Annotated in this window: 27 protein-coding genes, 1 tRNA gene, 1 other RNA gene and 1 pseudogene; 14 read left to right on the forward strand and 16 right to left on the reverse strand. The window is 67.8% G+C overall.

The window, feature by feature from the left end:
- Positions 1-238 precede the first annotated feature (238 nt).
- A complete protein-coding gene (locus EV647_RS12285; protein ID WP_202876149.1) occupies positions 239-838 on the reverse strand; it encodes a TetR/AcrR family transcriptional regulator in 600 nt (199 codons plus the stop codon).
- Positions 839-875: 37 nt separating this feature from the next.
- Between EV647_RS12285 and EV647_RS12290 the strand changes: the two genes are divergently transcribed.
- Complete coding sequence (locus EV647_RS12290; RefSeq protein ID WP_134002256.1) at positions 876-1,256, forward strand: nuclear transport factor 2 family protein; 381 nt, start codon at positions 876-878, stop codon at positions 1,254-1,256.
- Positions 1,253-1,453, forward strand: coding sequence for a heavy-metal-associated domain-containing protein (locus EV647_RS12295; protein ID WP_134002258.1), 201 nt, complete (start codon positions 1,253-1,255; stop codon positions 1,451-1,453). The genes EV647_RS12290 and EV647_RS12295 overlap by 4 nt, the downstream gene beginning before the upstream one ends.
- Here EV647_RS12295 and EV647_RS12300 read toward each other — a convergent pair.
- The 4 genes from EV647_RS12300 to EV647_RS12315 form a co-directional block, all read right to left on the reverse strand.
- Positions 1,435-1,992, reverse strand: a complete 558-nt coding sequence (locus EV647_RS12300; protein WP_134002260.1) for a dihydrofolate reductase family protein — start codon at positions 1,990-1,992, stop codon at positions 1,435-1,437. The genes EV647_RS12295 and EV647_RS12300 overlap by 19 nt on opposite strands.
- Before the next feature lie 58 nt (positions 1,993-2,050).
- Positions 2,051-4,507 carry a Tex family protein gene (locus tag EV647_RS12305; protein WP_134002262.1) on the reverse strand — a complete coding sequence of 819 codons (2,457 nt, stop codon included), beginning with the start codon at positions 4,505-4,507 and terminating at the stop codon, positions 2,051-2,053.
- Positions 4,508-4,678: 171 nt separating this feature from the next.
- Positions 4,679-6,166: a DHA2 family efflux MFS transporter permease subunit gene (locus EV647_RS12310; RefSeq protein ID WP_134002264.1), complete on the reverse strand. Its 1,488-nt coding sequence runs from the start codon at positions 6,164-6,166 to the stop codon at positions 4,679-4,681.
- A gap of 59 nt (positions 6,167-6,225) precedes the next feature.
- The gene (locus tag EV647_RS12315; protein ID WP_238177167.1) at positions 6,226-6,843 is read right to left on the reverse strand and encodes a DUF624 domain-containing protein; all 618 of its coding nucleotides are present in this window, start codon (positions 6,841-6,843) and stop codon (positions 6,226-6,228) included.
- 76 nt (positions 6,844-6,919) lie between these two features.
- Here EV647_RS12315 and EV647_RS12320 point away from each other — a divergent pair, with 76 nt between their 5' ends.
- The 4 genes from EV647_RS12320 to EV647_RS12335 all read left to right on the forward strand — a co-directional run bounded on the left by EV647_RS12320 (position 6,920) and on the right by EV647_RS12335 (position 11,220).
- Positions 6,920-8,002: a substrate-binding domain-containing protein gene (locus EV647_RS12320; RefSeq protein ID WP_134002268.1), complete on the forward strand. Its 1,083-nt coding sequence runs from the start codon at positions 6,920-6,922 to the stop codon at positions 8,000-8,002.
- Between the two features lie 113 nt (positions 8,003-8,115).
- Positions 8,116-9,390 (forward strand): extracellular solute-binding protein, encoded by a 1,275-nt coding sequence (locus EV647_RS12325; protein ID WP_134002270.1) that lies wholly within the window; start codon positions 8,116-8,118, stop codon positions 9,388-9,390.
- Positions 9,387-10,325: a carbohydrate ABC transporter permease gene (locus EV647_RS12330; RefSeq protein WP_134002272.1), complete on the forward strand. Its 939-nt coding sequence runs from the start codon at positions 9,387-9,389 to the stop codon at positions 10,323-10,325. Before EV647_RS12325 ends, EV647_RS12330 begins: the two co-directional genes overlap by 4 nt.
- Positions 10,318-11,220, forward strand: coding sequence for a carbohydrate ABC transporter permease (locus EV647_RS12335; RefSeq protein ID WP_134002274.1), 903 nt, complete (start codon positions 10,318-10,320; stop codon positions 11,218-11,220). Before EV647_RS12330 ends, EV647_RS12335 begins: the two co-directional genes overlap by 8 nt.
- A 250-nt stretch (positions 11,221-11,470) precedes the next feature.
- Here EV647_RS12335 and EV647_RS12340 read toward each other — a convergent pair whose 3' ends face one another.
- Positions 11,471-12,004: a TetR/AcrR family transcriptional regulator gene (locus EV647_RS12340; RefSeq protein ID WP_238177168.1), complete on the reverse strand. Its 534-nt coding sequence runs from the start codon at positions 12,002-12,004 to the stop codon at positions 11,471-11,473.
- Positions 12,005-12,213: 209 nt separating this feature from the next.
- Here EV647_RS12340 and EV647_RS12345 point away from each other — a divergent pair, with 209 nt between their 5' ends.
- Positions 12,214-13,002 carry a nitroreductase/quinone reductase family protein gene (locus EV647_RS12345; protein WP_255517909.1) on the forward strand — a complete coding sequence of 263 codons (789 nt, stop codon included), beginning with the start codon at positions 12,214-12,216 and terminating at the stop codon, positions 13,000-13,002.
- Here EV647_RS12345 and EV647_RS12350 read toward each other — a convergent pair.
- From EV647_RS12350 to EV647_RS12365, 4 genes are read right to left on the reverse strand one after another with little or no spacing between them, the layout of a single operon-like run.
- Positions 12,979-13,734: a bifunctional 2-polyprenyl-6-hydroxyphenol methylase/3-demethylubiquinol 3-O-methyltransferase UbiG gene (locus tag EV647_RS12350; RefSeq protein WP_134002281.1), complete on the reverse strand. Its 756-nt coding sequence runs from the start codon at positions 13,732-13,734 to the stop codon at positions 12,979-12,981. The two genes, EV647_RS12345 and EV647_RS12350, sit on opposite strands and share 24 nt — an antisense overlap.
- 8 nt (positions 13,735-13,742) lie before the next feature.
- Complete coding sequence (locus EV647_RS12355) at positions 13,743-14,213, reverse strand: nucleotidyltransferase domain-containing protein (protein ID WP_134002283.1); 471 nt, start codon at positions 14,211-14,213, stop codon at positions 13,743-13,745.
- 13 nt (positions 14,214-14,226) lie between these two features.
- Entirely contained in the window at positions 14,227-16,542 is a 2,316-nt protein-coding gene (locus EV647_RS12360; protein WP_134002285.1) for an ABC transporter permease, read from the reverse strand.
- The gene (locus EV647_RS12365; RefSeq protein ID WP_134002287.1) at positions 16,539-17,240 is read right to left on the reverse strand and encodes an ABC transporter ATP-binding protein; all 702 of its coding nucleotides are present in this window, start codon (positions 17,238-17,240) and stop codon (positions 16,539-16,541) included. The genes EV647_RS12360 and EV647_RS12365 overlap by 4 nt, the downstream gene beginning before the upstream one ends.
- 141 nt (positions 17,241-17,381) lie before the next feature.
- Here EV647_RS12365 and EV647_RS12370 point away from each other — a divergent pair, with 141 nt between their 5' ends.
- The 3 genes from EV647_RS12370 to EV647_RS12380 all read left to right on the forward strand — a co-directional run bounded on the left by EV647_RS12370 (position 17,382) and on the right by EV647_RS12380 (position 19,773).
- Complete coding sequence (locus EV647_RS12370; protein ID WP_134002289.1) at positions 17,382-18,170, forward strand: sensor histidine kinase; 789 nt, start codon at positions 17,382-17,384, stop codon at positions 18,168-18,170.
- Positions 18,167-18,826, forward strand: a complete 660-nt coding sequence (locus EV647_RS12375; RefSeq protein WP_134002291.1) for a response regulator transcription factor — start codon at positions 18,167-18,169, stop codon at positions 18,824-18,826. The genes EV647_RS12370 and EV647_RS12375 overlap by 4 nt, the downstream gene beginning before the upstream one ends.
- 65 nt (positions 18,827-18,891) lie before the next feature.
- Complete coding sequence (locus tag EV647_RS12380; RefSeq protein ID WP_134002293.1) at positions 18,892-19,773, forward strand: bifunctional 2-polyprenyl-6-hydroxyphenol methylase/3-demethylubiquinol 3-O-methyltransferase UbiG; 882 nt, start codon at positions 18,892-18,894, stop codon at positions 19,771-19,773.
- 72 nt (positions 19,774-19,845) lie between these two features.
- On the opposite strand, the gene EV647_RS12385 is transcribed toward EV647_RS12380, so the two are convergent.
- A tRNA-Ser gene (locus EV647_RS12385) sits at positions 19,846-19,930 on the reverse strand.
- A 70-nt stretch (positions 19,931-20,000) separates the two neighbouring features.
- Between EV647_RS12385 and EV647_RS12390 the strand changes: the two genes are divergently transcribed.
- A complete protein-coding gene (locus tag EV647_RS12390; protein WP_134002295.1) occupies positions 20,001-20,525 on the forward strand; it encodes a GNAT family N-acetyltransferase in 525 nt (174 codons plus the stop codon).
- A gap of 214 nt (positions 20,526-20,739) precedes the next feature.
- Here EV647_RS12390 and EV647_RS43680 read toward each other — a convergent pair.
- Together EV647_RS43680 and EV647_RS12400 are read right to left on the reverse strand one after the other, a co-directional pair.
- Positions 20,740-21,318, reverse strand: a pseudogene (locus tag EV647_RS43680) (LLM class flavin-dependent oxidoreductase); the annotation flags it as partial.
- Positions 21,319-21,364: 46 nt separating this feature from the next.
- Positions 21,365-21,700, reverse strand: coding sequence for a DUF3140 domain-containing protein (locus EV647_RS12400; RefSeq protein ID WP_134002297.1), 336 nt, complete (start codon positions 21,698-21,700; stop codon positions 21,365-21,367).
- A 94-nt stretch (positions 21,701-21,794) separates the two neighbouring features.
- Between EV647_RS12400 and ffs the strand changes: the two genes are divergently transcribed.
- Together ffs and nadE are read left to right on the forward strand one after the other, a co-directional pair.
- Positions 21,795-21,891: signal recognition particle sRNA small type (gene ffs / locus EV647_RS12405), an RNA gene on the forward strand.
- Positions 21,892-21,925: 34 nt separating this feature from the next.
- Positions 21,926-22,744, forward strand: a complete 819-nt coding sequence (nadE, locus tag EV647_RS12410) for an ammonia-dependent NAD(+) synthetase (RefSeq protein WP_134002299.1) — start codon at positions 21,926-21,928, stop codon at positions 22,742-22,744.
- Here the strand turns inward: nadE and EV647_RS12415 are convergent.
- Genes EV647_RS12415 through EV647_RS12425 form a run of 3 tightly spaced genes read right to left on the reverse strand, consistent with a single transcriptional unit; the run spans position 22,737 to position 24,494 of the window.
- A complete protein-coding gene (locus EV647_RS12415; RefSeq protein WP_134002301.1) occupies positions 22,737-23,585 on the reverse strand; it encodes an alpha/beta fold hydrolase in 849 nt (282 codons plus the stop codon). The genes nadE and EV647_RS12415 overlap by 8 nt on opposite strands.
- 25 nt (positions 23,586-23,610) lie before the next feature.
- A complete protein-coding gene (locus EV647_RS12420; protein WP_134002303.1) occupies positions 23,611-24,015 on the reverse strand; it encodes a hypothetical protein in 405 nt (134 codons plus the stop codon).
- Between the two features lie 2 nt (positions 24,016-24,017).
- Positions 24,018-24,494: a MarR family winged helix-turn-helix transcriptional regulator gene (locus tag EV647_RS12425; protein ID WP_134002305.1), complete on the reverse strand. Its 477-nt coding sequence runs from the start codon at positions 24,492-24,494 to the stop codon at positions 24,018-24,020.
- A gap of 163 nt (positions 24,495-24,657) precedes the next feature.
- Between EV647_RS12425 and EV647_RS12430 the strand changes: the two genes are divergently transcribed.
- Positions 24,658-26,283, forward strand: coding sequence for a long-chain fatty acid--CoA ligase (locus EV647_RS12430; protein ID WP_166680302.1), 1,626 nt, complete (start codon positions 24,658-24,660; stop codon positions 26,281-26,283).
- The last annotated feature ends 5 nt before the right edge of the window (positions 26,284-26,288 follow it).

Raw genomic sequence — 26,288 nt, forward strand, 5'->3', positions numbered from 1 at the left:
GCGACGTGACGCCGGGCACGCGTTATGCGGGGGCGGGGCAGCGGTGCGGCGCGCGGCGGGCTCCGCGGCGGGGCACGGCGACTGCCGCCGGCCACCTCGCCTCGAAGCCGGCGGTGCCGTCACCGGTGCCGGGTGCGGCGAGGGCGTGGGGCAGCGTGATGCCGCACGGGGCGGCGGCGCGGGGGCGTGAGGTGGGGCTGAGCGTGCGGTGGCGCGGGGGCGTGGTGTGGGGGCGGGGTTACTGCGGCTTCTCGGTTGGTTGTAGGAGGCGGGTGATGGTTGTGTGGAGGGTTTTGTTGGCGGTTCGGGTGGTGAGGCGGCCGGTGGCTACGGATTCGCCGGCGGCGTGGCCGAGGGTGATGAGGGTGGTGACCAGCCAGTGGGCGGGGAGGTCGCGGGTGATCTCGCCGGCGCGTTGACCTCGGCGGATCAGGCGCTCGAAGCGGTCCGCCACCGGGTCGTGGCGCTCGTCGTGGGTGCGGCCCGGCGGCGTGTTGTGGGGTAGGTGTAGCAGGAGCGGGTGGCGTTCGAACGTTCGCCAGGCCAGGTCGACGAGGCGTAGGACGTTGCCGAGAGCCGGGCCTCCGTCGAGGTCGAGTGCGTCGATCGCTTCGAGCGTCTCGGCGGTGAGTTCGTCGAGGGCGGCGTTCAGCAGTACGTCGCGGGACGAGAAGTGCGCGTACACGGTCTGCCTGGTGACGTGGGCCGCCTCGGCGATCCGTTCCAGGCTCGCGTCGGGCTGCTCGTCGAGCAGGGCGATCGCCGCGGCCAGGATCGCCGTACGGCTTCGGTCCGCGTCCGCTCGGCGCCGGCGTCGTACCGGCTTGTTCTCTGACACCTTGTCAAGGTTAGTGGAACGGCTTATCTTTGACAGCATGTCAGATTTAAACGCACGGGAGTTCGTGGCGGACTTCTTCGAGTCGTTCACCCGGGAGGTCGTCGCAGGGGGCGACGCGGCGACGGTCGTGGACCGGTACTACACGCCTGACATCGAGCAGGTCGCCGACGGCATCACGCTCGACCGGCAGCGGCTGATCGACCACCTCCGACCGGTGCGGAAGAACGTGGTCTCCTGCTCGTACGACGTGCACGAGGCGATCCGCACGAGTGATCGGGTGGCCGCGCGATTCACGATCCACGCGGAGCTGCGGCGCGGGCGGAAGATCTCGACCGAGGTGTATCTGTTCGGCGAGCTGGCCCCGGACGGCCGAATGCGCCGTACGACGCAGGCGACGCGCGATGTGAGCGCGTCATGACAACGTTTCGGGTGCTGGGGATGACGTGCAGCCACTGCGTCGGGTTCGTCACCGAGGAGCTCGAGACGCTGCCCGGTGTCGAGTCGGTCCAAGTGGATCTGCCGACCGGAGTGGTTGCCCTGGTCGCCGATCGGCCCGTCGACCCAGCCGCGATCCGTACCGCTGTGGAGGCGGCCGGCTACGAGGTCGAGGTGTGACGGGCCGCGCGACGGTAGGTGAGTAGGGCGACGCCGCTAGGGAAGGACCGAGAGTCGGTCAACGTCAGCGGCAGCGGTGAGTTGTCCGGGAAGAGGCGGCGGCCGGTGGCGATGACGCTGGGGTAGATGAACAAGCGGTACTCGTCGACGAGCTCCGCCGCGATCAGTTGGTGGGTGACGTCGATGCTGCCCGTGCAGATGATGTCTCCGCCGGTGGTGTCCTTCAGGCGGCGTACGTCGTCCAGCCCGCGAAGAACCGTGGTCGGTTCCCATCCCGGATCGTCCAGTGTCGAGCTCACGACGTACTTCTGGACTCGGTTCAGGTACGCCGAGATGCCCGACGAATCGTCCGTCTGGGCAGGCCAATACCCGCGCATCTGCTCGAACGTCACGCGGCCGGTCAGGAACGCGTCCGCTCGCGTCATCTGTTCGCGCAACGCGTCGAGTACTTCCGGTCCGCCGTCGGCCGGTCCGAACCAGTCACCCGCTTCGATCACACCGTCGAGGGTGACGTTCTGGGTGACGATCAGGTCGCGCATCAGGATCCTCCTTGCTCGATTCACCCGGTACGTCGGAGCCGATCGTCACCCTTCGACGTCAGCGGACAGTAAAACCGGCCTTGCGGAACGCGTCGGCGAGCGAGGTCTCGTCCATCGGCGTCTCGGACTGGTTGCCACGACCACCGGACCCCCGGTTGCCGCCGCGACCACCCTGACCGCCCTGGCCGCCGGACCCGCCGGGCCCACGGCCCTGCCCACCCGGTCCGCGGCCGCCGGGGCCACGCCCCTGACCGCCCTGGCCGCCACCCTGACCACCGCCTTGAGCGCGGCCCTGGCCGGATTGACGGCCGCCCTGGCCCCCGGCCTGACGCCCGCCCGAGCCCAGCTCGTCGTCCAGGCGCAGCGTGAGAGAGATCCGCTGGCGCGGGATGTCGACCTCGAGCACCTTCACCATCACGATGTCGCCCGGCTTGACCACCTCGCGCGGGTCCTTCACAAAGTTCTTCGACAGCGCCGACACGTGCGCCAGCCCGTCCTGGTGCACACCGATGTCGATGAACGCGCCGAACGCGGCCACGTTCGTGACCTGGCCCTCGAGCTTCATCCCCGGCTTCAGGTCCGCGATCTTGTCCACACCCTCGGCGAACACCGCGGTCTTGAACGCCGGCCGCGGGTCCCGGCCCGGCTTCTCCAGCTCGGCCAGGATGTCGGTCACTGTCGGCAGACCGAACAGGTCGTCGACGAAGTCCGCCGCCTTCAGCCGCTTCAGCTCCGCCGACCCGATCAGCGACTTCAGGTCGGAGCCGGTCGCGTCGAGGATCCGCCGTACGACGGGATAGGCCTCCGGGTGCACGCTGGACGCGTCGAGCGGGTCGTCGCCGTCGGGGATCCGGAGGAACCCGGCCGCCTGCTCGAACGCCTTCGGCCCGAGCCGCGGGACCTCCTTCAGCGCGGTACGCGACGTGAACGGGCCGTTGACGTCGCGGTGCTGGACGATGTTGTCCGCCAGCCCGGGCGTGATGCCGGAGACCCGCGTGAGCAGCGGCGCCGACGCCGTGTTCAGGTCGACGCCGACCGCGTTCACACAGTCCTCGACGACCGCGTCGAGCGAGCGGGACAGGGAGTTCTCCGGGAGGTCGTGCTGGTACTGACCGACGCCGATCGACTTCGGGTCGATCTTCACCAGTTCGGCCAGCGGGTCCTGCAGCCGGCGCGCGATCGAGACCGCGCCGCGCAGCGAGACATCCATCCCCGGCAGCTCCTGGGACGCGAACGCCGACGCGGAGTAGACGGACGCGCCGGCCTCGGACACGACGGCCTTGGTGAGCTTGAGCTCCGGGTGCTTGGCGATCAGCTCGGCCGCCAGCTTGTCGGTCTCGCGCGACGCCGTACCGTTGCCGATGGCAATCAGCTCGACGTTGTGCGCGGCCGCCAGCGCGGCCAGGGTGGCGATCGACTTGTCCCACTGGTTCTGCGGGACGTGCGGATAGATGACACCGGTGTTGACGACCTTGCCGGTCGCGTCGACGACGGCGACCTTCACGCCGGTCCGGAAACCCGGGTCGAGACCCATCGTGGCGCGGGTGCCGGCCGGGGCGGCCAGCAGCAGATCGCGCAGGTTGGCCGCGAACACCCGGATCGCCTCGTCCTCGGCGATCTGCCGCAACCGCATCCGCAGGTCGATGCCGAGGTGCACCAGGATCTTCGTCCGCCACGCCCAGCGAACCGTCTCCACCAGCCACTTGTCGGCCGGGCGGCCCTGGTTCTCGATGCCGACCTTGCGGGCGATGGTCGTCTCGTACTCCGTCGGCCCGTCCGCTTCCACACCCGCGGGCAGGGGCTCGACGGTGATCGTCAGCACGTCCTCCTTCTCGCCGCGGAACAGCGCGAGGATCCGGTGCGACGGCATCTTCGTGAACGGCTCGTCGAACTCGAAGTAGTCCGAGAACTTCGCGCCGTCGGTCTCCTTGCCCTCGCGGACGGTGGAGGCCAGCCGGCCCTGCTGCCAGAGCCGCTCGCGCAGCTCACCGATCAGGTCGGCGTCCTCGGCGAACCGCTCGACGAGGATCGCCCGGGCGCCGTCGAGCGCGGCCTGCGGGTCGGGTACGTCGGCGTTCACGAACACGGCGGCGGCGGCGATCGGCTCGACGTCCGGGTCGGCCATCAGCCCGTCGGCGAGCGGCTCGAGGCCGTTCTCGCGGGCGATCATGGCCTTGGTACGGCGCTTGGGCTTGAACGGCAGGTAGATGTCCTCGAGCCGCGACTTCGTGTCGGCCTCCAGGATCGACGCCTTCAGCGCGTCGTCGAGCTTCCCCTGGCTCTCGATCGAGTCGAGCACGGTCTGCCGGCGCTCCTCGAGCTCCCGCAGGTACCGCAGGCGCTCCTCGAGGGTGCGCAGCTGGGCATCGTCCAGCATCCCGGTGACCTCTTTGCGGTACCGCGCGATGAACGGGACCGTCGACCCCTCGTCCAGCAGCGCCACCGCTGCCCGCACCTGGTTCTCACCGACCTCCAGCTCGCCGGCAATCCGCTGCTCGATCGACTGCACCACCACGTTCGATTCCCCTCTACCGACGACAACCACCGAGCATTCTGCCCCGGTCAGGCCCCATATCCTTCCCCATCCCACCCCCCACCCCGAAACCGCACCTCATCCACCTGTGGACAACCGCAGTACGACGAGCTCCCCGCGGCCGGTGCGGTCGCGGGGAGCTCGGTCGGTGGGTCAGGCGGCTTCGCAGAGGAGTTCTTCGGAGCTGGTCTGCTCCTCGGCGGGCTGCTTGGCGGGGCGCATCACGGTGACCGCGATGGCTACTGCGGCGGCGACGATTACTGCGGCGATGGCGAAGGAGAGGTGGTAGCCGTCGGTTAGGGCGTCCAGGGCGGGCTTGGTGTCGGCTACCGCGGCGGTGCGGGTGGCGGACAGGGTGGCCAGGACGGCCAGGCCGAGGGCGGCGCCGACCTCGCCCATGGTGCCGATGAGGCCGGACGCCAGACCGGCGTCCTCGGGCTTCACGTCCGACATCGACAGGCCCATCAGAGCCGGGAAGCAGATGCCGCCACCCAGACCCAGCAGCAGCAGCACCGGCAGGACGTGGACGACGTAGTTGCCACCGACCGGTGCCTGCGTGAACAGGGCCAGTCCGACCACGATCAGCGACAGCCCGAAGATCAGCGGGCGGCGTGGGCCGAACCGCATCACCAGCTTCTCGGAGTACCTGACCGACAGCAGCCCCATCACCACGGTGGTCGGCAGGAACGCCAGTCCGATCTCCAGAGCGTCGTACCCGAGCACGCGCTGCAAGTACAGCGAGCCGAGGAAGAAGATGCCGAACATCCCGGAGGCGGACAGTGCCTGGACCAGGTTCGCGCCGGTCAGGGTGCGGGAGCGGAAGATCCGCAGCGGCACCAGCGGGTTGGCGGCGGTCGCCTCGCGGACGATGAATCCGGCCAGCAGCACCAGCGTCACCGCAGTCAGCACCAGCGTCCGCGGAGCGGTCCAGCCGAGCTCAGCAGCCGGCTTGACGATGGTGAACACGCCGACCATCAGCGCCGCGGTGATCAGCACCGCACCCGGTACGTCGGTGCCCTTGCCGATCCCCAGGCCCTTGTCCTTCTCGATCAGCTTCACGGCCAGTACGACGGTCAGCACGCCGATCGGCAGGTTCACGAAGAAGATCCAGTGCCAGCTGATCGCCTGCGTCAGTACGCCGCCTGCCAGCAGGCCGATCGACCCACCGGCGGACGCGACGAACGCGTACATGCCGATCGCCTTGGCCTGCTCCCGCGGCTCGGGGAACAGCGTCACGATCATGCCGAGGATCACTGCGGAGGTCAGTGCGCCGCCAACCCCCTGGATGAAGCGGGCGATGACCAGCATCTCCTGCGACTCAGCCAGACCGCAGAGCACAGAGGCGGCGGTGAAAACAACCAGACCGGCGGTGAAGACGTTCCGCCGACCGAGGAGGTCGCCGAGCCGGCCTGCCAGGAGCAGGAGGCCGCCGAACGCGATCAGGTACGCGTTCACCACCCACGCCAGGGAGGAGCTTGTGAAGCCCAGGTCGTCCTGGATGGCCGGCAGGGCTACGTTCACCACGGTCACGTCGAGCACGATCATCAACATGCCCGCGCAGAGGGTGTAGAGCGCCAGCCAGCGCGAGCGGCCGCCCTCCGCAGCCGGCGCAGTCGCCAGGGTGTCGGTCGTCGCGTACATTCCGGTTCTCCTTGAGTTCGTCGTAGTGGCCTTACACCTCTACGTCGAACCAGGAGGGGTCAGATTGACACGTCTTCAGAAGTTTTTTCTCGAGGCGGTCGAGACAGCGCGTACGCCGTGAGTGCCGGGACCAGTCCGGACCCCACAAGGAGCAGTGTCGGCACCTGTGACGACAGCGCGAACCAGGTGAGCAGTACGACGACCCCGCCGGCCACGGGGAGCGGCCGGCGCAGCAGGAACAGGTTGGCGGACCGGAACAGCGACTTGAACGTGGAGGTCTCCGGCGCCGCGGGCAGGATCGCCAGCCCGCTCAGGTACAGCCCCAGGATCATTCCGGTGAGCGGGACCAGGACGGCGAGCGCGAAGATCCGCACCGGACCCTGCGCGTTCGCCCAGAAGGAGAGGCCGAACGCCAGCAGCACTGCAGCGACCCACAGGCCGAACGCGGGCAGCCAGAACTGCTTCATCGCCCAGCGGAACTCCCGGAAGAACCGCCGCATCAGCTTCGGCTTCTCCTGGCTGATCGCGTCCGGCACCACCCGCTGCATCGCGAACGCGGCCGGGAACAGCGTCAGGATGCCCAGACTGATCACCACGAAGACCAGTTGCAGCATCAGCAGGTCGCCGACGACCGTGAGCCGCGACAGCACGCTGGTCGTCCGGTTGGCCTTCTCCACCGATCGTCTCCTCGTTCCGTACGGGCGGGTCCTGATCGTATGATCACGAACAATCACGTAGAGATCAGGGGACTGCATGCTTGCACAGGAGCGCCACGAGCTGATCCTGCGTAGCCTGCGCCGGCACGGGCGGCTGCGGGTGGCCGACCTGGTCGCCGAGCTGGGCGTCTCCGCGATCACAGTACGCCGGGACCTGGCCGAACTGGACTCAGCCGGGCTGCTCCGTCGGGTGCACGGCGGCGCGATCGGCACCGGAACCGCCGAGCAGGGGACGCACGGGAGCCGCCTGACGATCGGCATCGTCGTACCGAGCGCGACGTCGTACTACTCCGACGTGATCCGCGGCGCCGAGGCGATGGCCGACCGGTACGGCGCGCGCCTGGTCCTCGGCGTCTCCGGGTACGACGTGGCGACCGAGCGCGAGCGGCTCGACAAGGTGCTCGGGATCGGGGTCGCCGGCCTGCTGATCAGCACCGCGCTCGGCGACGGCGACGCGGACCGGCTCGACTCGCGGCTGGACGACATCGACGTACCGGTCGTGCTGATGGAGCGCGCGTTCGGGTTTCCCCAGGTGGCTCGCGAGTACGACCACGTCCGCACCGATCACGCGTACGGCGCGATGCTGGCGCTGCGGCACTTCGTGGCGCTCGGGCATCGCCGGATCGCGATCAACCTGCAGGCCACGGTCACGGCGTACTGGCTGCGCCGGGGGATCGAGTCGGCCGCGAAGGCGCTCGGCGTGGAGGTGTTCCTCTCGCCGGTCGACCTGCCGATGCGCGGCGACGACCCCGGCGCGGTCGCCCAGCTGGACGCGTTCCTCGCCGAGTGCGAGTCGTTCGGCAGTCGCGCCGTACTGGTCCACTCCGACGAGCACGGCGCCCGCCTGGTCGAGCGCGCGATGGAGCGCGGCCTCCGCGTCCCCGAGGACCTGGCCGTCGTCGCCTACAACGACGTCACCGCCGCGCTGGCCGTCGTCCCGCTCACCGCGGTCTGCCCGCCGCGCCATGCCCTCGGCGAAACCGCCTGCGACCTGTTGCTCCGCAAACTCCAGTCGCCGGCGATGCCCGTGCAGCACCTCAGCCTGCTTCCCACGCTCAACATCCGGACCTCCTGCGGGACCGCGACGACGGAACAGAATCTCGCCGTGTTCCGGTTCTGATCGAATGTGATCATTCGAGCGCCAAGGTATTGACGAGGAAAGCCCTTTCCCATACTTTCGCTGCACTTGGGGTCGCGGGCCCCGGCTGAACAAGTCAGCGAAGGAGTTCCCCTGTGAGACGTGGAGTGGGACTGACCCTGCTGGCCGCAGCGCTCAGCGTTCTGGTCAGCAGTTGTGGCAACGGGGTGATCGACGAGAGCACCGACGGGGTGCCGCCGGCCGAGGCGACCGGGACCCTGCGGGTGCTGGTCCCGTCGTTCCCGCCCAGCACCAAGGGCCGGGAGGCGTTCCAGAAGGTCGTCGACGACTTCCACAAGACCTATCCGAAGATGAAGGTCGAGCCGGACTTCGCGACGTACAAGAATCTCAACGAGAAGATGTCCACCTCGATCGCGGCCGGAATCCCTTATGACGTGATGGTCACCGGTGTCGGCTGGGTGCAGCCGTTCGCCTCGAAGAACATCTTCGAGGACCTCGGCAAGTACGGCGTGACGCCTGACGTCATCAAGGAGAAGAGCACCCCCGCGCTGATCCCGGCGGTGACGTACGACAAGAAGCTGTACGCGTACCCGCTGGTCGCGGACGCCCGCGCCGTCGCGCTCCGCAAGAGCGCCTTCCGCGAGGCCGGTCTCGACCCGGACAAGCCGCCGACGTCGCTGGCCGAGATCAAGGTCGCCGCCGAGAAGCTCACCAAGCGGGACAAGAGCGGCAACATCACCCGCAGCGGCTTCGACCTCGCCTCCGCGACCGGCTTCCGGCAGTCCTTCACCACCTTCCTGGCCTCGACCGGTACGCCGCTGTACGTCGGCGGCGAGCCGAACTTCGACAACAAGGCCGGCCTGGACACCCTGCTGTGGATCAAGTCGATGATCAACAACGTCCAGCCGTACGGCCAGACGAACGCCGCTCAGCAGCCTCTCGTGCTCACTGGTGAGGCCGCGATGGGCATCGTCAACGGCGGCGTGGACTGCTCGGCCGACGGCATCGGGCAGAAGAACTGCGACGACCTGAAGTTCTTCCGCTTCAACAGCGGCAAGGAGATCGAGTACGTCGGCGGCGACCTGGCGTCGATCGGGTCGCGCAGCCGGCACAAGGACGCGGCCTGGTCGTTCATCCAGTCCATGACCAAGCCGACGAGCCTGGATCTGATCGCCAAGCTGAACAAGAAGGTCCCGGCGTACAAGGACGCGAGCAACTCGCCGCAGGCGAAGTCGAACCCGTTGAGCCAGTTCGTCGCCGACGGCCTGGTCTACGCGGTCAACGAGAACGAAGTGCCGTCCAACTGGCTCGAGATGCGCGGCAACTTCGACATCCAGCTCACCCAGGCGGTCCTCGGTCAGAAGGATCCCGCCAAGGTGCTGCACAACCTGGCAGGACAGTCCCGATGAGTACAACTCTTGAACGTCCCGCGCTCGCCGCGCCCCGCAAGGTGACGTCGTCCAAGGACAGCCGGACCCTGATCCGCAGCCAGGCGCGGGCCGGCTGGGCGCTGCTCGCGCCCGCGTTGCTGCACTCGGCGGTCTTCATCGTGATCCCGGTGATCGCGGTGCTGGTCCTCAGCCTGACCGACTACAGCTTCGGCGACACCTGGTCCTGGGTCGGGTTCGGCAACTACGCCGACCTGTTCCGCGACGTCGACTTCCTGGCGTCGCTGTGGCACACCGTGCTGTACGCGATCGTGGTGATCCCGATCTCGATGGCGATCTCGCTCGCGGTCGCGATCGGGTTGAACCAGAAGATCCGCGGCCTGGGGTTCTTCCGGACCGCGTTCTACATCCCGACCGTGACCGCGACCGTCGCGGTGGCGACCATCTGGCTGTGGATCTACAACCCGGGCTCCGGCCTGGCGAACGGGTTCCTCAGCCTGTTCGGGTTCGCGCCGAACCGCTGGCTGGCCGATCCGGCGACCGCGCTGCCGTCGCTGATGGTGGTCGGCATCTGGCAAGGTCTCGGGACCAAGATCATCATCTACCTGGCCGCGCTCCAGGGCGTCTCCCGGGATCTGATCGAGTCGGCCGAACTGGACGGCGCGGGCCGCTGGCAGCGGTTCGCCAACGTCACCTGGCCGGCCATCGGCCCGGTCCAGTTCTTCGTCCTGATCACGTCGATCGTCGGCACCTTCCAGGTGTTCGACCTGGTGTACGTGATGACGCAGGGCGGTCCCGGCTCGGAGACCCGCGTGCTGGTGATGGACATCTATCAGAACGCGTTCCAGGACCTGAAACTCGGCTACGCGTCCGCCGAGACCGTGATCATGATGATCGTGATCGCGCTCTTCATCGGCGTCGGACGCCTGCTCCAGAAGGCGGATGTCAATGACTAGCGTTTCGTTGCCGGCGGCGGCCGCGGCCAAGCCGTCCGTACTCCGGCCCGGCCGGATCCTGCTGTACGTCGTCCTCACGGTCGGCGCGATCCTGATGATCACGCCGTTCGTGTGGATGCTGCTGACCGCGTTCAAGAGCAACCTGGAGATCGCGAAGTTCGGGTGGCTGCCGTCGGAGCTGCGCTGGCGGAACTTCGTCGAGGCGATGCAGACCGCGCCGTTCCTCACGTACTTCCGCAACAGCCTGTTCATCGCGGTCGGCGAGACCGCGTTCACGCTGGCGGTCTGTACGACGGCCGGCTACGCGCTGGCGAAGCTGCCGATCCGCGGCGGCAAGACGCTGCTGAACTACTTCATCGTGCTGCTGCTGGTGCCGTTCCAGATCATCCTGGTGCCGCTGTTCCTGATCGTGAAGTCGATCCCGCTGTTCGGCGGCAACAACATCCTCGGGCACGGCGGGATCGGCTGGCTGAACTCGTGGTGGGGCCTGATCATCCCGCTCGGCGCGGCGCCCTTGTTCACGTTCCTGGCGCGGCAGTTCTACGTCTCGCTGCCGGACCAGCTGGCGCAGGCGGCGCGGGTCGACGGGCTCGGCGAGTTCGGGATCTTCTGGCGGATCATGACCCCGCTGATCAAGCCGGCGTTGATCACGATCGCGGTCTTCCAGATCGAGGCGGCCTGGAACGGGTTCCTCTGGCCGCTGATGATCACCACGTCGGACGACCTGCGGCCGCTGCAGCTCGGGCTGGCGATCTTCTCTCAGAACCCTGCGGAGATCCAGTGGCCGTACCTGATGGCCGGTACGGCGCTCGCGACGCTGCCGATGATCGTGCTGTTCGTGTTCGCCCAGAAGCGGTTCGTCGAAGGAATGGCGAACGTGGGGATCAAGGGCTAGCGGATCCGGGGCAGATCCTCGAACAGGTGCTCACCCCGCCCCGGGTGAGCACCTGCGAGGCCCCCTCCACATGCGGTGGTCCCGAAGAAACACCGGAACTTCCCACTAGGTCCCCCCTGCTGGGTCGTTCACCCGTTTATCGGCGGAGTGTGCCGCCCGTTACAGCATTCGTGAGGATTTTTCGCCGGTTCCCGAAATGATTTCCCGAAGACGGCAGGAAGTACGACGTATCGCGACGACCTGTACACAATCAGTGCATATGGCTGTGGACGACGTACCGGACGATCGGCTCGAGGTCCGTCGTACCGAGGAGTTCCAGGGCGTTGGTGGCGCGGAGCGTGGCGAGGCCGTGGATGTTTGTCCACAGGGCGGTGGCGCGGAGGCCTGCGTCGTCGGGGTGGATCCGGGCGACCAGGTCGACGAAGTTCTGGAACAGCGGGAGCGAGGTCGCGCGGAGGTTGCCGCCGGCGCCGGCCAGTATGTCGTGGCGGAAGATCAGGTCGAACATGCCGGGGCGTTCGGCGGCGAACTGCAGATAGCTCTTGGCAGCCGCCACCAATTGTTCTTCAGGTGCTCCGTCGGTCGTCTCGAGCCGGGCGGCGAGATCCTTCAGTCCGGTGGCGGCGATCGCGGCCAGGAGCGCGCCGTGGGTGGGGAAGTAGCGTCGCGGTGCGCCGTGCGAGACGCCTGTACGGCGGGCGATCGCGCGCAGCGTGAGGTCGGCGAGGCCGTCCTCCTCGAGGAGTTCGACCCCGGCCTGGACGAGCCGGTCGGGCAGTGCCACGTAGACATTGTCTCCTGTTTGGGCTGACCCTGCGGTCCGGGTACGATCTCCGGCGTGACTGCCGGGTCGGCCTTGAGCCATTCACGAGTTGGGTCCCGGCTGCGCGCTGAGCGCCGCGCGGGCCCCGCCGCCCGCTTCTCTCTGTCTGCAAATCCCTTTTTCACGACACCAGAGAGAAGCGAATCCTGAACGATTTCACCGCACAACTCATTGCGGAGTTCAAGGCGAACGACGGGCGCGTCGGCGGGCCTTTCGAGAACTCCAGGTTGTTGCTCCTGACAACCACTGGCGCGCGGACCGGGCAGCCGCGCACCGCGATCCTCGGGTACTACCCGGACGGTGACCGCGTCCTCGTCGTCGGCTCGGCCGGCGGCAGTCCGAAGCACCCGAACTGGTACCACAACCTGCTCGCGAATCCGGAGGTCGGCGTCGACCTCGGGCTCTTCGACTATCGGGCAACGGCAGTCGTACTGCGTGGCGCCGAGCGGGACGAGGTCTTCGCCCGACTCGTCGAGGCCGATCCGGGGTGGGGCGAGTACCAGAAGCAGACGACCCGGACCGTTCCGGTCGTGGCGCTGGTCCAGCAACCGGGACCGCCTGCTGCCCGCGGGTCTCTTGCTGAGATGTTGAAGACCATCCACTCCGCGTTCCGGCGGGAACTGGCCTTGATTCGGCATGAGATCGCGACCTCCGGGACGCTGGGCGCGCAACTCCGCATCAACTGCCTGACCGTCTGCCAGGGCCTGCACTACCACCACACCGGCGAGTCGACCGGGTTGTTCCCGGTCCTGGTCGAGCAGCACCCGGAGCTGACCGACGTCATCGCCGTACTGCAGAAGGAACACGACCAGATCGCAGTACTGCTCGCTGAGCTCGAGCAGCTGGTCGATGCAGACGTCCTGGACCAGGTGGACGAGCTGATCGCTCAGCTCAACGCCCACCTGGACCGCGAAGAGGCGGCACTCCTGCCTTATCTAGAGGGGCCTCTGCGCCAGTAGTGCGTAGGAGTTGGGGAGCTGGCCGGACCACGCTGCGGCGTTCGTGTCGTCCTGCGGGCGCCAGAACGGTTCGGCGTACTCCTCGAGGACCTGGAGCCGTAGGCCGGCTGTGGTGACCGCGGTGACGATCTGGCCGAGGGTCCACTGCCACTCCTGGGCGCCATTGCCCGGGAACGTGTCGTTGATGTGCGACTCGGCGAAGTAGCTCCGGTCCGGCCGGATCCGCGGCTCGTCCTCGTCCCAGGTCCACAGCGGTACGGCCGGGTGGCTCTCGTACACGAAGAGATTTCCACCCGGCCGCACCACGCGCGCGGCATCGCGTGCCCACGCGTCGATGTCGCGCATCCAGATCAGTGCGCCCTTGCCCGTGTACACGAGGTCGACGGACGCGTCCCGCACCGGTACGCCGGGAACCTCGGCGACGACGTACCGACAGGCCGTCCCCACCTCCCGCGCCCGCCGCTGCGCCGCGCCGGCCGCCACGGAGCTGTAGTCCACGCCGATGACGCTCTTCGCCCCTGCCTTCACCAGCGCGACGTCATCAAGCCCATGCCCACTCTGGAAGTGCACCACCACGGGCCCCTCCGCCAGCACCGGCCCCAACAACTCCCGCTCTCGAGCGAAGAGCCCGCCTTCCCCACGAGCCTCCTCCAGCAACTCGTCGTACTCGTGAACGTGCTTCTGAGAAGCCCGCTCCCACACCAGCCGATTGCCCGCGACCACCTCGTCCATGCCCTAAGTCAGCCTGACCCGAGCTGTTCCAGCAACTGCATATCGTGCAGATCCACGGGCCTGAGCTGGTAGCCCTGGTGCGCCCGGAGCTGCGCACTGGTCGGCATACACCGCACCAGCCGCCCACCGATCCGGCCCTCGACGGCGGGGGGTATGAGATAGGTGTTCCCGTCGAAGTCGAGCTGCTCGGTCCCACCGCCGGCGACCGGCGTACTCGGATGGAGGTCCACCCGATGCCCTTCGGCCGCATGCGCCAGCTGCACGGTGACCTGCACGAACCGTGCATCCGTCACGGCGTACCCCAGCCCTTCCAGCACCTCCACGACCTGGTCCAGCTGCGGCCTGACCACACCGAGGTCCAGGTCTCCGTGCGGCCGCGTCTGGCGCCCGACCAACGCATCCACGCCCCATCCGCCGTCCACCCAGACATCCAATGGCTCCAGTGCGTCGAGGAGTTGCAGTACTCGTTCCGGCGTCACTGCACGCCTTCCTTTATTCGTTGTGGAGGACCTCGGCGATCGTGGTGCGGGCTGCTGTGCGGGCGGGGAAGTAGGCGCCCGCGGCGGAGATCACGATGCCGGCGAGGACCAGCAGGGCAAGCAGGCCCGCAGGGTATACCTCGAGCATGAAGTCCGGCAGTTCAATTTGGGCGCCGTTGGCCATAGCGGGGACGACCAGGCGGTGGGCGACGATGCCTACCGGGATGCCTAGCAGGCCGCCGACGGCTCCTAGGGCGATCATCGAGGTGACGACCATCAGGGTGACCTGTGCGGGCGTCATGCCGATCGACTTGAGCATGCCCAGGTCGCGGCGGCGTTCGCGGGTGTTGAGTACGACGGTGTTGAAGACACCGAGCGCGGCAACGGTCCCGAGCATCAGCGTGAGGAGTACGACGGTCGCGAGTACGACGGCCACGAACGTGCCGGCGTCCTGACCCTCGGTCTCCTGCAGCCCGGAGTCCTTCGCCTGCACGGCTTTGACTACCGCGTCCAGGTCCGTCCCGGGCTTCACGTTGACCTCGTAGATGTTCGCCCGCAGGTCAGGTGCAATCAGCGCCAGTGTCGCCCAGTTGGACAGCACCTCGTCGCCGGAGTTGTACATCGCCTTCCCGACGATCTGCGCCCGTACGCTCTTGCCCTTCGACTGCAGCGTGATCGTGTCGCCGACGGCCAGACCGCGTTGCTTCAGGAACCGTTCCGACACCACCACCTGTCCCGGACCGTCGAACCAGCGCCCGGCGAGTATCCGATAGCCGACCTGCTCGAAGTCGCCGCGGTAGAACGACACGCGGAGGTCCGACTGTGTACCAGCCAGCCGCATCTCCAGGTCAGCCATCGCCGCCACCGACGTGACGCCAGGCGCAGAACGCAGTACGGCCTCGTCCTCGGCATCGGTCAGCTTCGCACCAGGTGGTGCACCCGGTCCTTCTGGCCCGGAGCCGTTCGGACCAGCGAAGATCGCCAGGTCAACAGCACCCGCTCGACTCGCAGCTGTCTGGTACGTCGTCAGCGACTTCCCCAGGCCCACGGCCAACGTCACGCTGGTGACGCCGAGCACCACAGCCGCGAGCGTCAACGCCGTACGTCCAGGACGAGCGAAGGGCAGCCCCAGGCCCAGACTGACCGACCGGGGCAGCCGGGTCCCGCTCAGCACCCGCTGCACCCGTAGACCTCGCCCAGCTCGCGGTGCGCTCCCCGCGCTGATCGCCTGCGCCGCTGACAGGCTCCGCGCCTTTAGAGCCGGTAGGAACGCGGAGAGCGCAACGAGCGCAGGTACGCCGAGTAGCGTGACTACGTCGACCCAGATCGGGACGCTCGTCCCACCGGCGCCGTAGTTCTCGAAAGCCCGTGTCAGTAGGGATGTGGCGAGTACGTTGCCTAGGACAACACCGCCGGCGCATCCGACGACAGCAGGGATCGAAACCATCCCCAGGTACACGGTCAGTACCTGTGTCGGTGTGAACCCCAGTGACTTCAGCACACCGATGTGCTTGAACCCTGCGACCACAGCACCACTGACGACGTTGGCCACGATCAGTACGGCGACAGCGAGCCCCAGCCACCCGAACACCATCAGGAACGGTATGAAGGTGTTCGGCTGACCCGCTGTGAGAGCCCGCAGCGCCAGGTACGACTGGGTGCCGATGAGCGCATCGCTCGGCAAACCAGCCGTCACAGCCTTCTGTCCGGCCGTGAGCTCTGCGTTGGTGGCGGCGTGGGTGAAGCGGTAGAGCATCTGTGTCGACGTCGGATGCAGTGCGTTCAACTGCTCCGGCGTGACCCACGCGTCGGCCGACTGACTCACGCTGTACGCGAATCCGACGATGGTGAGCGTCTGTCCCCCGGCGGACAGTGTCCCGTTCAGCTGCGGCGTACCGCGACCACTGGACTCTGTCGGGTTCCGGTTGAGTACGATCTCGCCGGGTTTGGTCGCCCAGCGGCCCTTCCACACGTTGAGCCGGTCGACAGCGCCACCGGGATCCGCACGCCCCACAGCTACCAGTGACCCCATCATCTGAGGTTGAGCGAGGTCGAGCGTCACCTGCGGGAACGGTCCGCCGACTGCCGCCGCACTGCGCGCCGCCTCTGTCAGCTGCGCATCAGTCACCTTGCTGCGGTCGTAGGACGCAGTCAGCTGCGAACCGCTCTGCTTCGCGTACGCACGGTCGAACGGACCGCTCGACGCAGCCAGCAGGCCCAGTGCGACGACGATCATCGTGGTGGAGAGCAGTACGACGACGCCGATCACCACGGTCTGCACACGGCGACGCCGTACGGCCGCTCGCGCTACAGGCCACACGGCGCTCACGCCGTACGCTCCAGGCTGCGTTCGCCGGCAATCTGCCCGTCGACGAAGTCGATGACCCGGCTGGCGCAGCGTGTCGCGAGTTGCTGGTCGTGTGTCACCAGCAGAAGCGTCTGGCCGATCTGGTTGAGGTCCAGGAGCAGGTCCATCACCTGCTCGCCGGCACGAGTGTCGAGTGCACCTGTCGGTTCGTCGGCGAGGAGGATGGCTGGGCGGTTCATGAGCGCACGCGCGACCGCGACTCGTTGCCGCTCGCCACCACTCAGCTGGGACGGGTAGGTGTTGCGGCGACCGGCTATGCCCAGCTCCTCGAACAGCTCGAGTGCGCGCTTTCGTGCGTGCGCGGCCGACGTACCGGTGAGCTGCGCGGCCAGTGCGACGTTGTCGAGCGCTGACAGGTCGTCCAGCAGGTTGAAGAACTGGAAGATCATCCCGATCCGTCGGCGCCGGAACAGCGCGAGCCCTTTCTCGTCCAGCGTCCCCAGGTCGTCGCCGTGCACCACGACGGACCCTGAAGTCGGCCGGTCCAGCCCGGCGACCATGCTGAGCAGGGTCGACTTGCCACTGCCGGACGGTCCCATCACCGCGACCGCCTCACCGGCGTGGATCTCCAGCGTCACTCCGTCGAGTGCGGCGGATTCGCCGTACTCCTTGCGTACGGCGGTGAGCTGTACGACTGCCTGTCCGTTGTCGTCCGTCATGCTGCTCACGCTAGGGCCGGCAGGCGACCGCTGACGTCACCCTGCCGAGGTAATGTCCGCGCGCTGTCATCCTGGAGATGTACGGCGTGCGTCTGGCGGATGATGCGCTTGGGGGGACGGCTTGGGACAGTGGACCTCGTGATGTGGTTCCTTGTGGCGTTGCCGGCCGTGGCCGCTGGTCTGCTCGCGTTCGCGTACGTGCGGGCGCGGCGTGCCCACACGCGGGCGCTGGAGGAGCGCGGGTGGTTGCTGGAGCGCGAACGGGAGACAGCGGCGCGGAACGCGGTGGACGCGGAGCGGGCGCGGATAGCGCACGACCTGCACGACATCGTGAGCCACAACGTCAGCGTCATGGTCATCCAGACCGGTGCGGCCCGGCAGGTGCTGGCAACCTCACTGAACGAGGCGGAGGCAGCCCTGCTTGCGGTAGAAGCTGCAGGCCGCGACACCATGGCTGAACTGCGGCACCTGCTCGGGCTACTCGCACCTAAGGCCGACGGCTTCGAGGACGACGCCCTCGCTCCCCAGCCGAGTCTGACTCGTCTGAGCGAGCTGATCGACCGGATCGCGTTCGCCGGTCTCCCTGTCGAGGTGCGGATCTCTGGGGATCCGTACCCGCTTCCCACCGGCTTGGACGTCACGGCGTACCGCATCATCCAGGAAGCGCTGACCAACGCTCTCAAGCACGGCGACGGCGTCAGGGCCGAGGTAACCGTCCGCTACGCGCCACATGCGCTGCGGGTCGAGGTCCTCAACTCCGGCCCGAGCGTCCTGACTGGCAGCGGTCGTCCAGTGGGAGTTGACGGTGAAGGCCGGGGGCTCCTCGGCCTCAAGCAACGGGTCGCCGTGTACGGCGGCCAACTCGACGCCCGCCGGCGCCTCGGTGGGGGCTTCCGCGTCCGCGCCAAGCTCCCGCTGGAGCGCCCGTGACCACGCGCGTGGTGATCGCGGACGACCAGGCCCTGGTACGCACCGGCTTCCGAATGATCCTCACCGCCCGCGGCATCGAGGTCGTCGGCGAAGCCGCGGACGGTGCCGAAGCAGTCGACGCCGTACGCCGTCTGCACCCGGACGTCGTCCTGATGGACATCCGCATGCCCACGATGGACGGTCTGGAAGCCACTCGCCGCATCCTGGCCACCCCGACCGACTGCCGCGTCCTGATCCTCACCACGTTCGACCTCGACAGCTACGTGTACGCCGCCCTGGCCGCCGGCGCCAGCGGCTTCCTCCTGAAGGACGTGACGCCCGAACACCTGGCCGCAGCCGTCCACCTGGTCACCACCGGCGACGCCCTCTTGTCACCCTCCATCACCCGCCGCCTGGTCGAACGCTTCGCCACCCCGGCAGCCGCCCAACCCGCCATCCACCGCGACCTGTCCAACCTCACGCCCCGCGAACTGGAAGTCCTCACCCTGATGGGCCAAGGCCTGTCCAACACCGAGATCGCGACCACCCTCACCCTCAGCGAAGCCACCGTGAAGACCCACGTCGCCCGAATCTTCGCCAAACTAGCCCTCCGAGACCGCTCCCAAGCCGTGGTCCTCGCCTACGAAACCGGCCTGGTCACCCCCGGAGAGCGCTAACCCTTGCTGATTGACTTCCGGGTCAACTAGATTCGCCACCTTCTCAATCGCGGGGACGGATCGCCATGCGTGACGAAACGGTATGCATTCTGTGTGCGGCGCGGGGACCTTTCCGCCGTCGCTTCACCAAGGACGACTACGGCATCGCCGAATGCCTGACGTGCGGCCTCGTTCAGCTCCAGCCCACGCCGACACCGGAAACCCTCCGCGCCCTGTACGAGACAGACTCGTACTTCGGCGGTGAGGGCTCGGGCTACTCGGAGTACGAGAGCCAAGAGCCGGAGTACCTCGCAACCTTCCGGGAGGACGTCCGCCGGATCGCCGAGTTCGCCCCGTCCGGCAAGGTGCTGGAGGTGGGCTGCGGCTACGGCTACTTCCTTCAGTGCGCGCTGCAGGCCGGGTATGACGCCTACGGCATCGATCTCTCACCGACCGCGGTCAAGTGGGCGTCGGAGCGGCTGCCGAACCGGGTCTTCTGCGGTTTGCTGGAGGAGGTGCCGGAGATCCAGGGACAGCAGTACGACGTGATTTTCGGATCGCACCTCATCGAACACCTCACCGAACCAGGCGCGTTCCTCGAGCGCGCCGGCAAGCTGCTCCGGCCGGGCGGTCTGCTCGTCCTGGTCACGCCCAACATCGCAAGCCTGCTGTCGCGGGCGTCCGGCCGACGATGGGTGTCCTACAAGATCCCCGAACACGTCAGCTACTACGACCCCCGCACAATCACAGCTCTCCTGGACCGCGCCGGCTTCTCCGTCCGCGCCGTCGACAGCGCCTACCAGTACTACGCCCTCCCGTTCGTGGCCAGCCGCGTCCGTGAACTCCTGGACCCCGTCTCCCGCCTCATCCCACCCATCGAGCGCCTCCGCCCCCTAACCACCCGCCGAATCCGAGTAACCAGCGGCTCGATGCGAGTAGTCGCAACCCGAAACGACACACCCCTCTGACCTCGTACAACAGCAGAAAGGCCCCACCGCGAACAGTGGGACCTTTCAACAACTGCCCTCTTGGGGGAGCGGCGGAGGATACGAGATTCGAACTCGTGAGGGGTTGCCCCCAACACGCTTTCCAAGCGTGCGCCCTAGGCCTCTAGGCGAATCCTCCAAGCGGAGAGAATACCGAGGCGCAGCGGGAATCCGAAATCGGGGCGTACTCGGACCTTAGGGTCGGTGGTATGGGTGACTTGCTGTTGCGGGCGATCGGCGTGGGGGACGTGGGTGGGCTGCAGGAGTTGATCGAGTCGGATCCGGGGTATACGGAGCGGGTCACCGGGTATCCGCCTGGGGAGTCGGATGCGCAGAGTCTGTTGATGATGCGGCCGGAGGGGCTGGCTGAGGACGCCAAGGTTGTGTTGGGGGCCTTCGCGGGGCAGCAGCTCGTTGCGGTCGTTGATCTGCTCAGGGGCTTCCCGAACGAGCGCACGGCGTTCATTGGTCTCCTTGAGGTGCACTCGGCCCACCAGGGTCGCGGCAGCGGCAGGGCGACGTACGAGCTTGTCCAGCGGTACGTGGAGACCACGTGGCCCGAGATCCGGACCATGCGACTGGCTGTGGTGGACACGAACGCACAGGTCGCTACCGGTTTCTGGCGGCGGCTGGGGTTTGAGGCGACTGGTGAGGTACGTCCGTACCGCTACGACAAGCTCGAGTCGAGCGCCCGCCTGTACGAGAAGCAGCTAGCCGAGCAGGGCTGGAGCTAGGGCGCGCCACTGGTCGATTGGCTGGGGGCCTGTTACTCCGGTGATCACGTTGACGGCGACGTGGTTCGCGCCGGCGTCGAGGTGCTCGGTCAGCTTGGACTTGATGTCCGCCGGACTGCCCCAGGCGGCGAGTGAATCGACCCATGTGGTCGGGCAGCTCGGTCAGGTCGCTCTCACTGAAGCCCTGCCGCTTCAGTGAGGCGGCGTACCCAGGGATGCGCGGGAAGAAGCTGATGGTGTCTCGTGCGATCGCCCGAGCCCGGTCGGCGTCTGTCTCCAGTACGACGAGGTGGCTGACGGCCAGGAGCTTGTCCGGACCCAGGACCTTCCGCGCCTCAGCGGAGTACGCCGCGCTGGTCAGGAACGGGTACGCGCCGGCGGACCGGTCCGCGGCAAGCTTCAGCATCCGCGGACCGAGCGCAGCGAGCACCCGACGCTCCACGGGCACGTCCAGCTCGTCCAGGTACGCGTTGAGCGTGGCGATCGGTTTGGCGCCGTGCGCCCCACCCAGACCGACGGTGAACCGTCCCGGCGCAGATGCCTCCAGCTCGGCGTACGTCGTACTAACGTCGGCCGCGCTGTACTTCACCACCGCCAGGATCCCGCTGACGAACTTGATCGCCGTCGTCGCGCCCACCAGATCGGTGATGGTCTGCAGGCCCGGCAGCGGACCGCCGGACAGCCAGATCGCCGGATACCCGAGTTCTTCGGCCGCCCGCGCCGCCGCGATGGACTCCGCGCTGCTGTCGAGCCCGGTCGTGATACCGAAGGGGCCGAATTGATGATCCGTCACTGAACCAGAGTGATCCTGATCGGGTCCGGCCGCCAGGGGTGTTCGCTCAGAGCGTTCGCAGGGGATCGTGGCCGACCGACATCAGCCGGTGCCGCCAGTGCGCGTCCCCGGCCGTGGGCTCCGGTTCGTCACCACGCTGCTGACGAACCCGCCGTACGACGCGCTCCATCGCCGCCATGTCGTCGCCGGTGAGATCGGCCCGCCGCTTGCCGAGGATGTGCACCACGTGCTCCCCGAGCTCGTGGCCCGTCTCGTCCGGTGTCGGCTCGGTCGCCTCGCCCGCGGCATCCGTCCGCAGCCAGTCCTCGAGCTCCCTCGACGTCATGTTCACCAGTTGGTGGAATTCGTTCCACAGGTCATCGCTGACCCGGTTCTCGGCCATCACTACCTCCTCCGTAGGCGGGTACCCACAGCAGCGAGCCGAAATCAGGGCCCGGCCGATTCCCGGATGGCGAGGGGGATCCCGTACACTTCTTGCTGGTTCCCCGCGTGGCGGTATCTCGCCCAATCCCCCCAGGGCCGGAAGGCAGCAAGGGTAAGTGAGCTCTTCCGGGTGCGCGGGGAATCCTCATGTCTAGGCTTGGTCCTCCCGAGACAGAGGAGCGCGATGAACCCCGAGAGTCGTTACCTGCAGGAACTGATCATCGCGGAGCTCGGTGTGCCCGCGACGTTCGAGGTGGACAACGAGGTCGAGCAGCGGGTCGAGTTCCTCGCGGAGCGACTGCGGCGGACCGGCGCGACGGCGTACGTGCTCGGGATCAGCGGCGGCGTCGACTCCGCCACGGCGGGCCGCCTCTGCCAGCTCGCGGTGGAGCGGGTCCGGTCGGAGGGTGGTCAGGCGACGTTCGTCGCGATGCGGCTGCCGTACGGCGTGCAGGCCGACGAGGCGGACGCCCAGCGCTCACTCGAGTTCATCAAGCCCGACGAGACCCTCGTCGTCGACGTGAAGCCGGCCACCGACGCCATGGTCGAGGCGGTGCGGCACTCCGGCCTCGGCGACCGTGAGGACTTCCACGTCGGCAACATCAAGGCCCGTCAGCGCATGGTCGCGCAGTACCTCGTGGCAGGTGCCCGCGGAGGTCTGGTGGTCGGCACCGACCACGCGGCGGAGGCGGTGATGGGCTTCTTCACCAAGTACGGCGACGGCGCCTGCGACCTGACGCCGCTGTCCGGGCTCACGAAGCGGCGCGTCCGCGCCGTCGGCGAGCGCCTCGGCGCGTCACCGGACATCACTGGCAAGGTGCCGACCGCGGACCTGGAGACGAACAACCCGGGCGTCCCGGACGAGACCGTGCTGGGCGTGACCTACGACGAGATCGACGACTTCCTCGAGGGCCGCGACGTGGACGAGAAGGCCGCGAGCACGATCATCGCGACGCACCGCCGTACGGCCCACAAACGAGCCGTCCCCCTCGCCTTCAGCTGAGGAACTCCGTCACCAGCCGGGCGAAGAGGTCCGCTTGCTCGGCGTGCAGGAAGTGCCCGGCGCCGGTCGCGTAGTAGTAAGTGCCTTCCGGTACGTCGGAACGGAACAGCTCGATCTCCCGCGGGCTCGTGGCCGGGTCGTGCTCGCCCTTGATCAGGAGGGCCGGCTGCGTCAGCTGACCGAGGTACTGCAAGAGGGGCTCCACGAAGCCGGCTGACTTGGTGATCTCACTGGAGAAATGGCCGGAGCGCTCGTGGTACTCGTCGGGGAGCTCAATGCCGGCGGGTAGCTGCAGGTCCTGGGAGTCCGGGCCGAGGTACATCCCCATGCGCTTGTCGCCGAGCTGGGCGAGCAGTGCGATCCGCTCGTCCCACATTTGCTTGGTTGCCGGACCGGTGTGTGGCGGGAGCTGGACTCCCGGGAGAAGTGGCAGTGCGGCGCGGACGAGGTTCTCGGTGGCGAGCGCCATGTCCCAGGCGGGGTTCTCGAAAACGACGCGGGTGACCGAGTCCGGGTGCGCGACGGCGTACCGGAGTGCGAGGCGGCCGCCGTACGAATGACCGAGCAGGGACCATCGCTCGATTCCGAGGTGCTCGCGTAGCGCCTCGAAGTCGGCGATCAGGTCCTGTTCGTCCACCGGACCGGTGAGTGCGTCGGACCGCTGTACGCCGCGCTGGTCGACACCGATCAGATGGAAGTCCCTGGCGAGCCGGTCGCCCTGGAACGCCATGAAGTCGTACGAGCCCGCACCGGGGCCGCCGTGGACGAAGAGCAGTGGCGGCGCATCTGTGCGGCCGCGCTGGTCGACGTACAGCCTGGTGTCACGGACCTCCGTCAGCATGACCGGAGCGTAGTGCGCGCCTGGTTCAGGCGGTGTGGGCGAGTTGTAGCTGGCGGACGCGGTTGGCGAGGCGGGCCAGGCGGATGGTGGCGATGTTCCGGTACGCCGGGCGGAGGACCGTCGCGAGCGGGCCTGACTGCTCGAACGTGTGGGTGACGCGGCTGTCCGCCCCGATGGTCCACACGCCGACCTCGCGGAACCCGGGAACCTGCCAGACGATCTCGACGCGGTCCGCCTCGACCACTGTGTACTGCAGCTCGCCGGAGAAGCCTGGACGCACGCGGAGCTCGTAGCGGGTCCCCGGGTTCGTCTCGCGGGGGCCGTCGATGGCGATGAACGCCTCGTTCCACTCCGGCAGGCCCAGGGCGTCCAGCAGCACCTGCCGGATCGCCGCCTGGCCGGCGTGGATGGTCTCGGTGGCCTGTTCCATGACTAGTTCTCCTGGTGGGCGAGTGCGGGACCCCGACGGCGGGCCAGGGCAGCCCCGGTCGGGAAGGCGTCGGCGAGCGTGCGCAGGGTCGAGATCGTCTCGTCGAGCGCCTGGCCGGCGAGACGGTCGTCCATGGTGCGGTGCAGCCGGTTCTCCGCGGTGATGATGCGGCGGTGCAGCGCGCGGCCCTGCGGAGTCAGGCTGAGCGCGAGATAACGCCGGTCGACCTTGTCGATGCCGCGTTTGACCAGGCCCTGCGCGACGAGCCGGTCGACGAGACGGCTCGGACTGTTGCCGGTCTCGCAGACGAGCAGCCCGCCGAGAGCGTTCAGCGTCAGTGGGCCGTGGTCGCGCAGCACGCGCAGAACCTCTGCCTGGGAAGGCGTTATGCCGAGCGGGCGCAGCTCCGCCGCGAGCAGGCGGTTGCCCTCACGCTGGATCGCCAGCACGAGATAACGAAGCTCCTCGACAACCTTCATGGCAGATATATTACACGACACGTGTGTCATGTCATTTGTTGGTCGTGAGTGTCTCAGCAACTGTTGCCTGAGGCGACAGTTCGGGAGGAGTTCCGGAGGAGTGCCGGAGAAAGTCCGGTTGAGGTCATGGTCAAGGTGACATCGCGACTGGCACAGTGTCTGCATGAAGGGTCTGATGCAGAGTTACCAGCTGTCCCTGGACACGATCTTCCGGCGGGCGGAGCAGTTCTACCCGGACAAGACCGTCTACACAGGCGGTCCGGCACCGACGAACGTGACGTACGGCGAGTGGGCGGACCGGACCAGACGCCTGGGCGGGGTGCTGGACACGCTCGGGATCAGCCCTGACGGCCGCGTCGCCACCTTCGCGTGGAACTCGGGACGTCACCTCGAGCTGTACTTCGCCGCGCCCTGCACCGGCCGGGTGCTGCACACGCTGAACATCAGACTCTTCCCCGATCAGGTCGTGTACATCGCGAACCATGCCGAGGACGAGGTCGTGTTCGTCGACCGCTCGCTGCTCGGGTTGTTCCTGCCGTTGCTGGAGCGGCTGCCGAAGGTTCGCCATGTCGTCGTCATGGACGACCTGCCGGCGGGGGCGCCGTCGGCGGAGATCCCGGACGACCCGCGGTTCCACGACTACGAGGAGCTGGTCGCCGCGGCCCAACCGGTGGAGTTCCACGTCGAGGACGAGAACCAGGCCGCCGCGATGTGTTACACGAGCGGTACGACGGGAAACCCGAAGGGCGTCGTCTACTCACACCGGTCCACCTGGCTGCACTCGATCGGTGTCCTCACCAACGCCGGCATCGGACTAGCCGAGACCGACACCGTGATGCCGGTCGTGCCGATGTTCCACGCGAACGCCTGGGGCCTGGCGCACGCGGCGCCGATGGCCGGTGCGTCGCTGGTGTTCCCGGGGCCGGACATGAGCCCGCAGGGGATTCTCAAACTGCTCCAGGAGCAGGAGGTCACGCTGTCGGCCGGCGTACCAACGATCTGGCAGGGTTTGCTGCCGCTGCTCGACGGGGTGGAGTTGCCGAAGTTGCGTCGGATCCCGTGCGGTGGGTCCGCGGTACCGGAGGCGCTGTCGGAGGCGTTCCGTGCGAAGTTGGGCCGGCCGATCCTGCAGGCGTGGGGGATGACGGAGACCAGCCCGGTGGCGACCGCGGCGCATGTTCCCGAGCGGAACAAGGACCTCCCGGAGGAGGAGCAGGCGCATCTGCGGGCGCGGGCCGGTCTGCCGTTGCCGGGTGTCGAGGTGCGGATCGTCGAGCCCGGTTCGATCACGCCGTTGCCGTGGGACGACGAGGCGACCGGCGAGCTGCAGGTGCGTGGACCGTGGATCGCTGCGGAGTACTACCGGCCGGACGACGGGGTGCAGCTGAACACGGAGGACGGGTGGATGAAGACCGGGGACGTCGCCGCCATCGATCAGTACGGGTCGGTGCGGATCGTCGACCGGACGAAGGACCTGGTGAAGTCCGGCGGCGAGTGGATCAGCTCGGTCGAGTTGGAGAACCTGCTGATGGCCCATCCCGCGGTGAAGGAGGCCGCGGTCATCGGCGTACCGCATCCGAAGTGGGACGAGCGGCCGCTGGCGTGTGTCGTTCTTCAGGAGGGTGCGAGCGCGACGGGCGAGGAGATCCTCGAGTACCTGCAGCCGTTGGTCGCGAAATGGTGGCTTCCCGATGCGGTCGAGTTCATCGACGAGGTCCCGAAGACGTCAGTCGGCAAGTTCTCGAAGAAGGATCTCCGCAGCCGCTTCGCGAACTACCACTTGAAGTAGGGGTG

The sequence above is a fragment of the Kribbella sp. VKM Ac-2566 genome (assembly GCF_004366005.1).
Lineage (GTDB): Bacteria > Actinomycetota > Actinomycetes > Propionibacteriales > Kribbellaceae > Kribbella > Kribbella pratensis.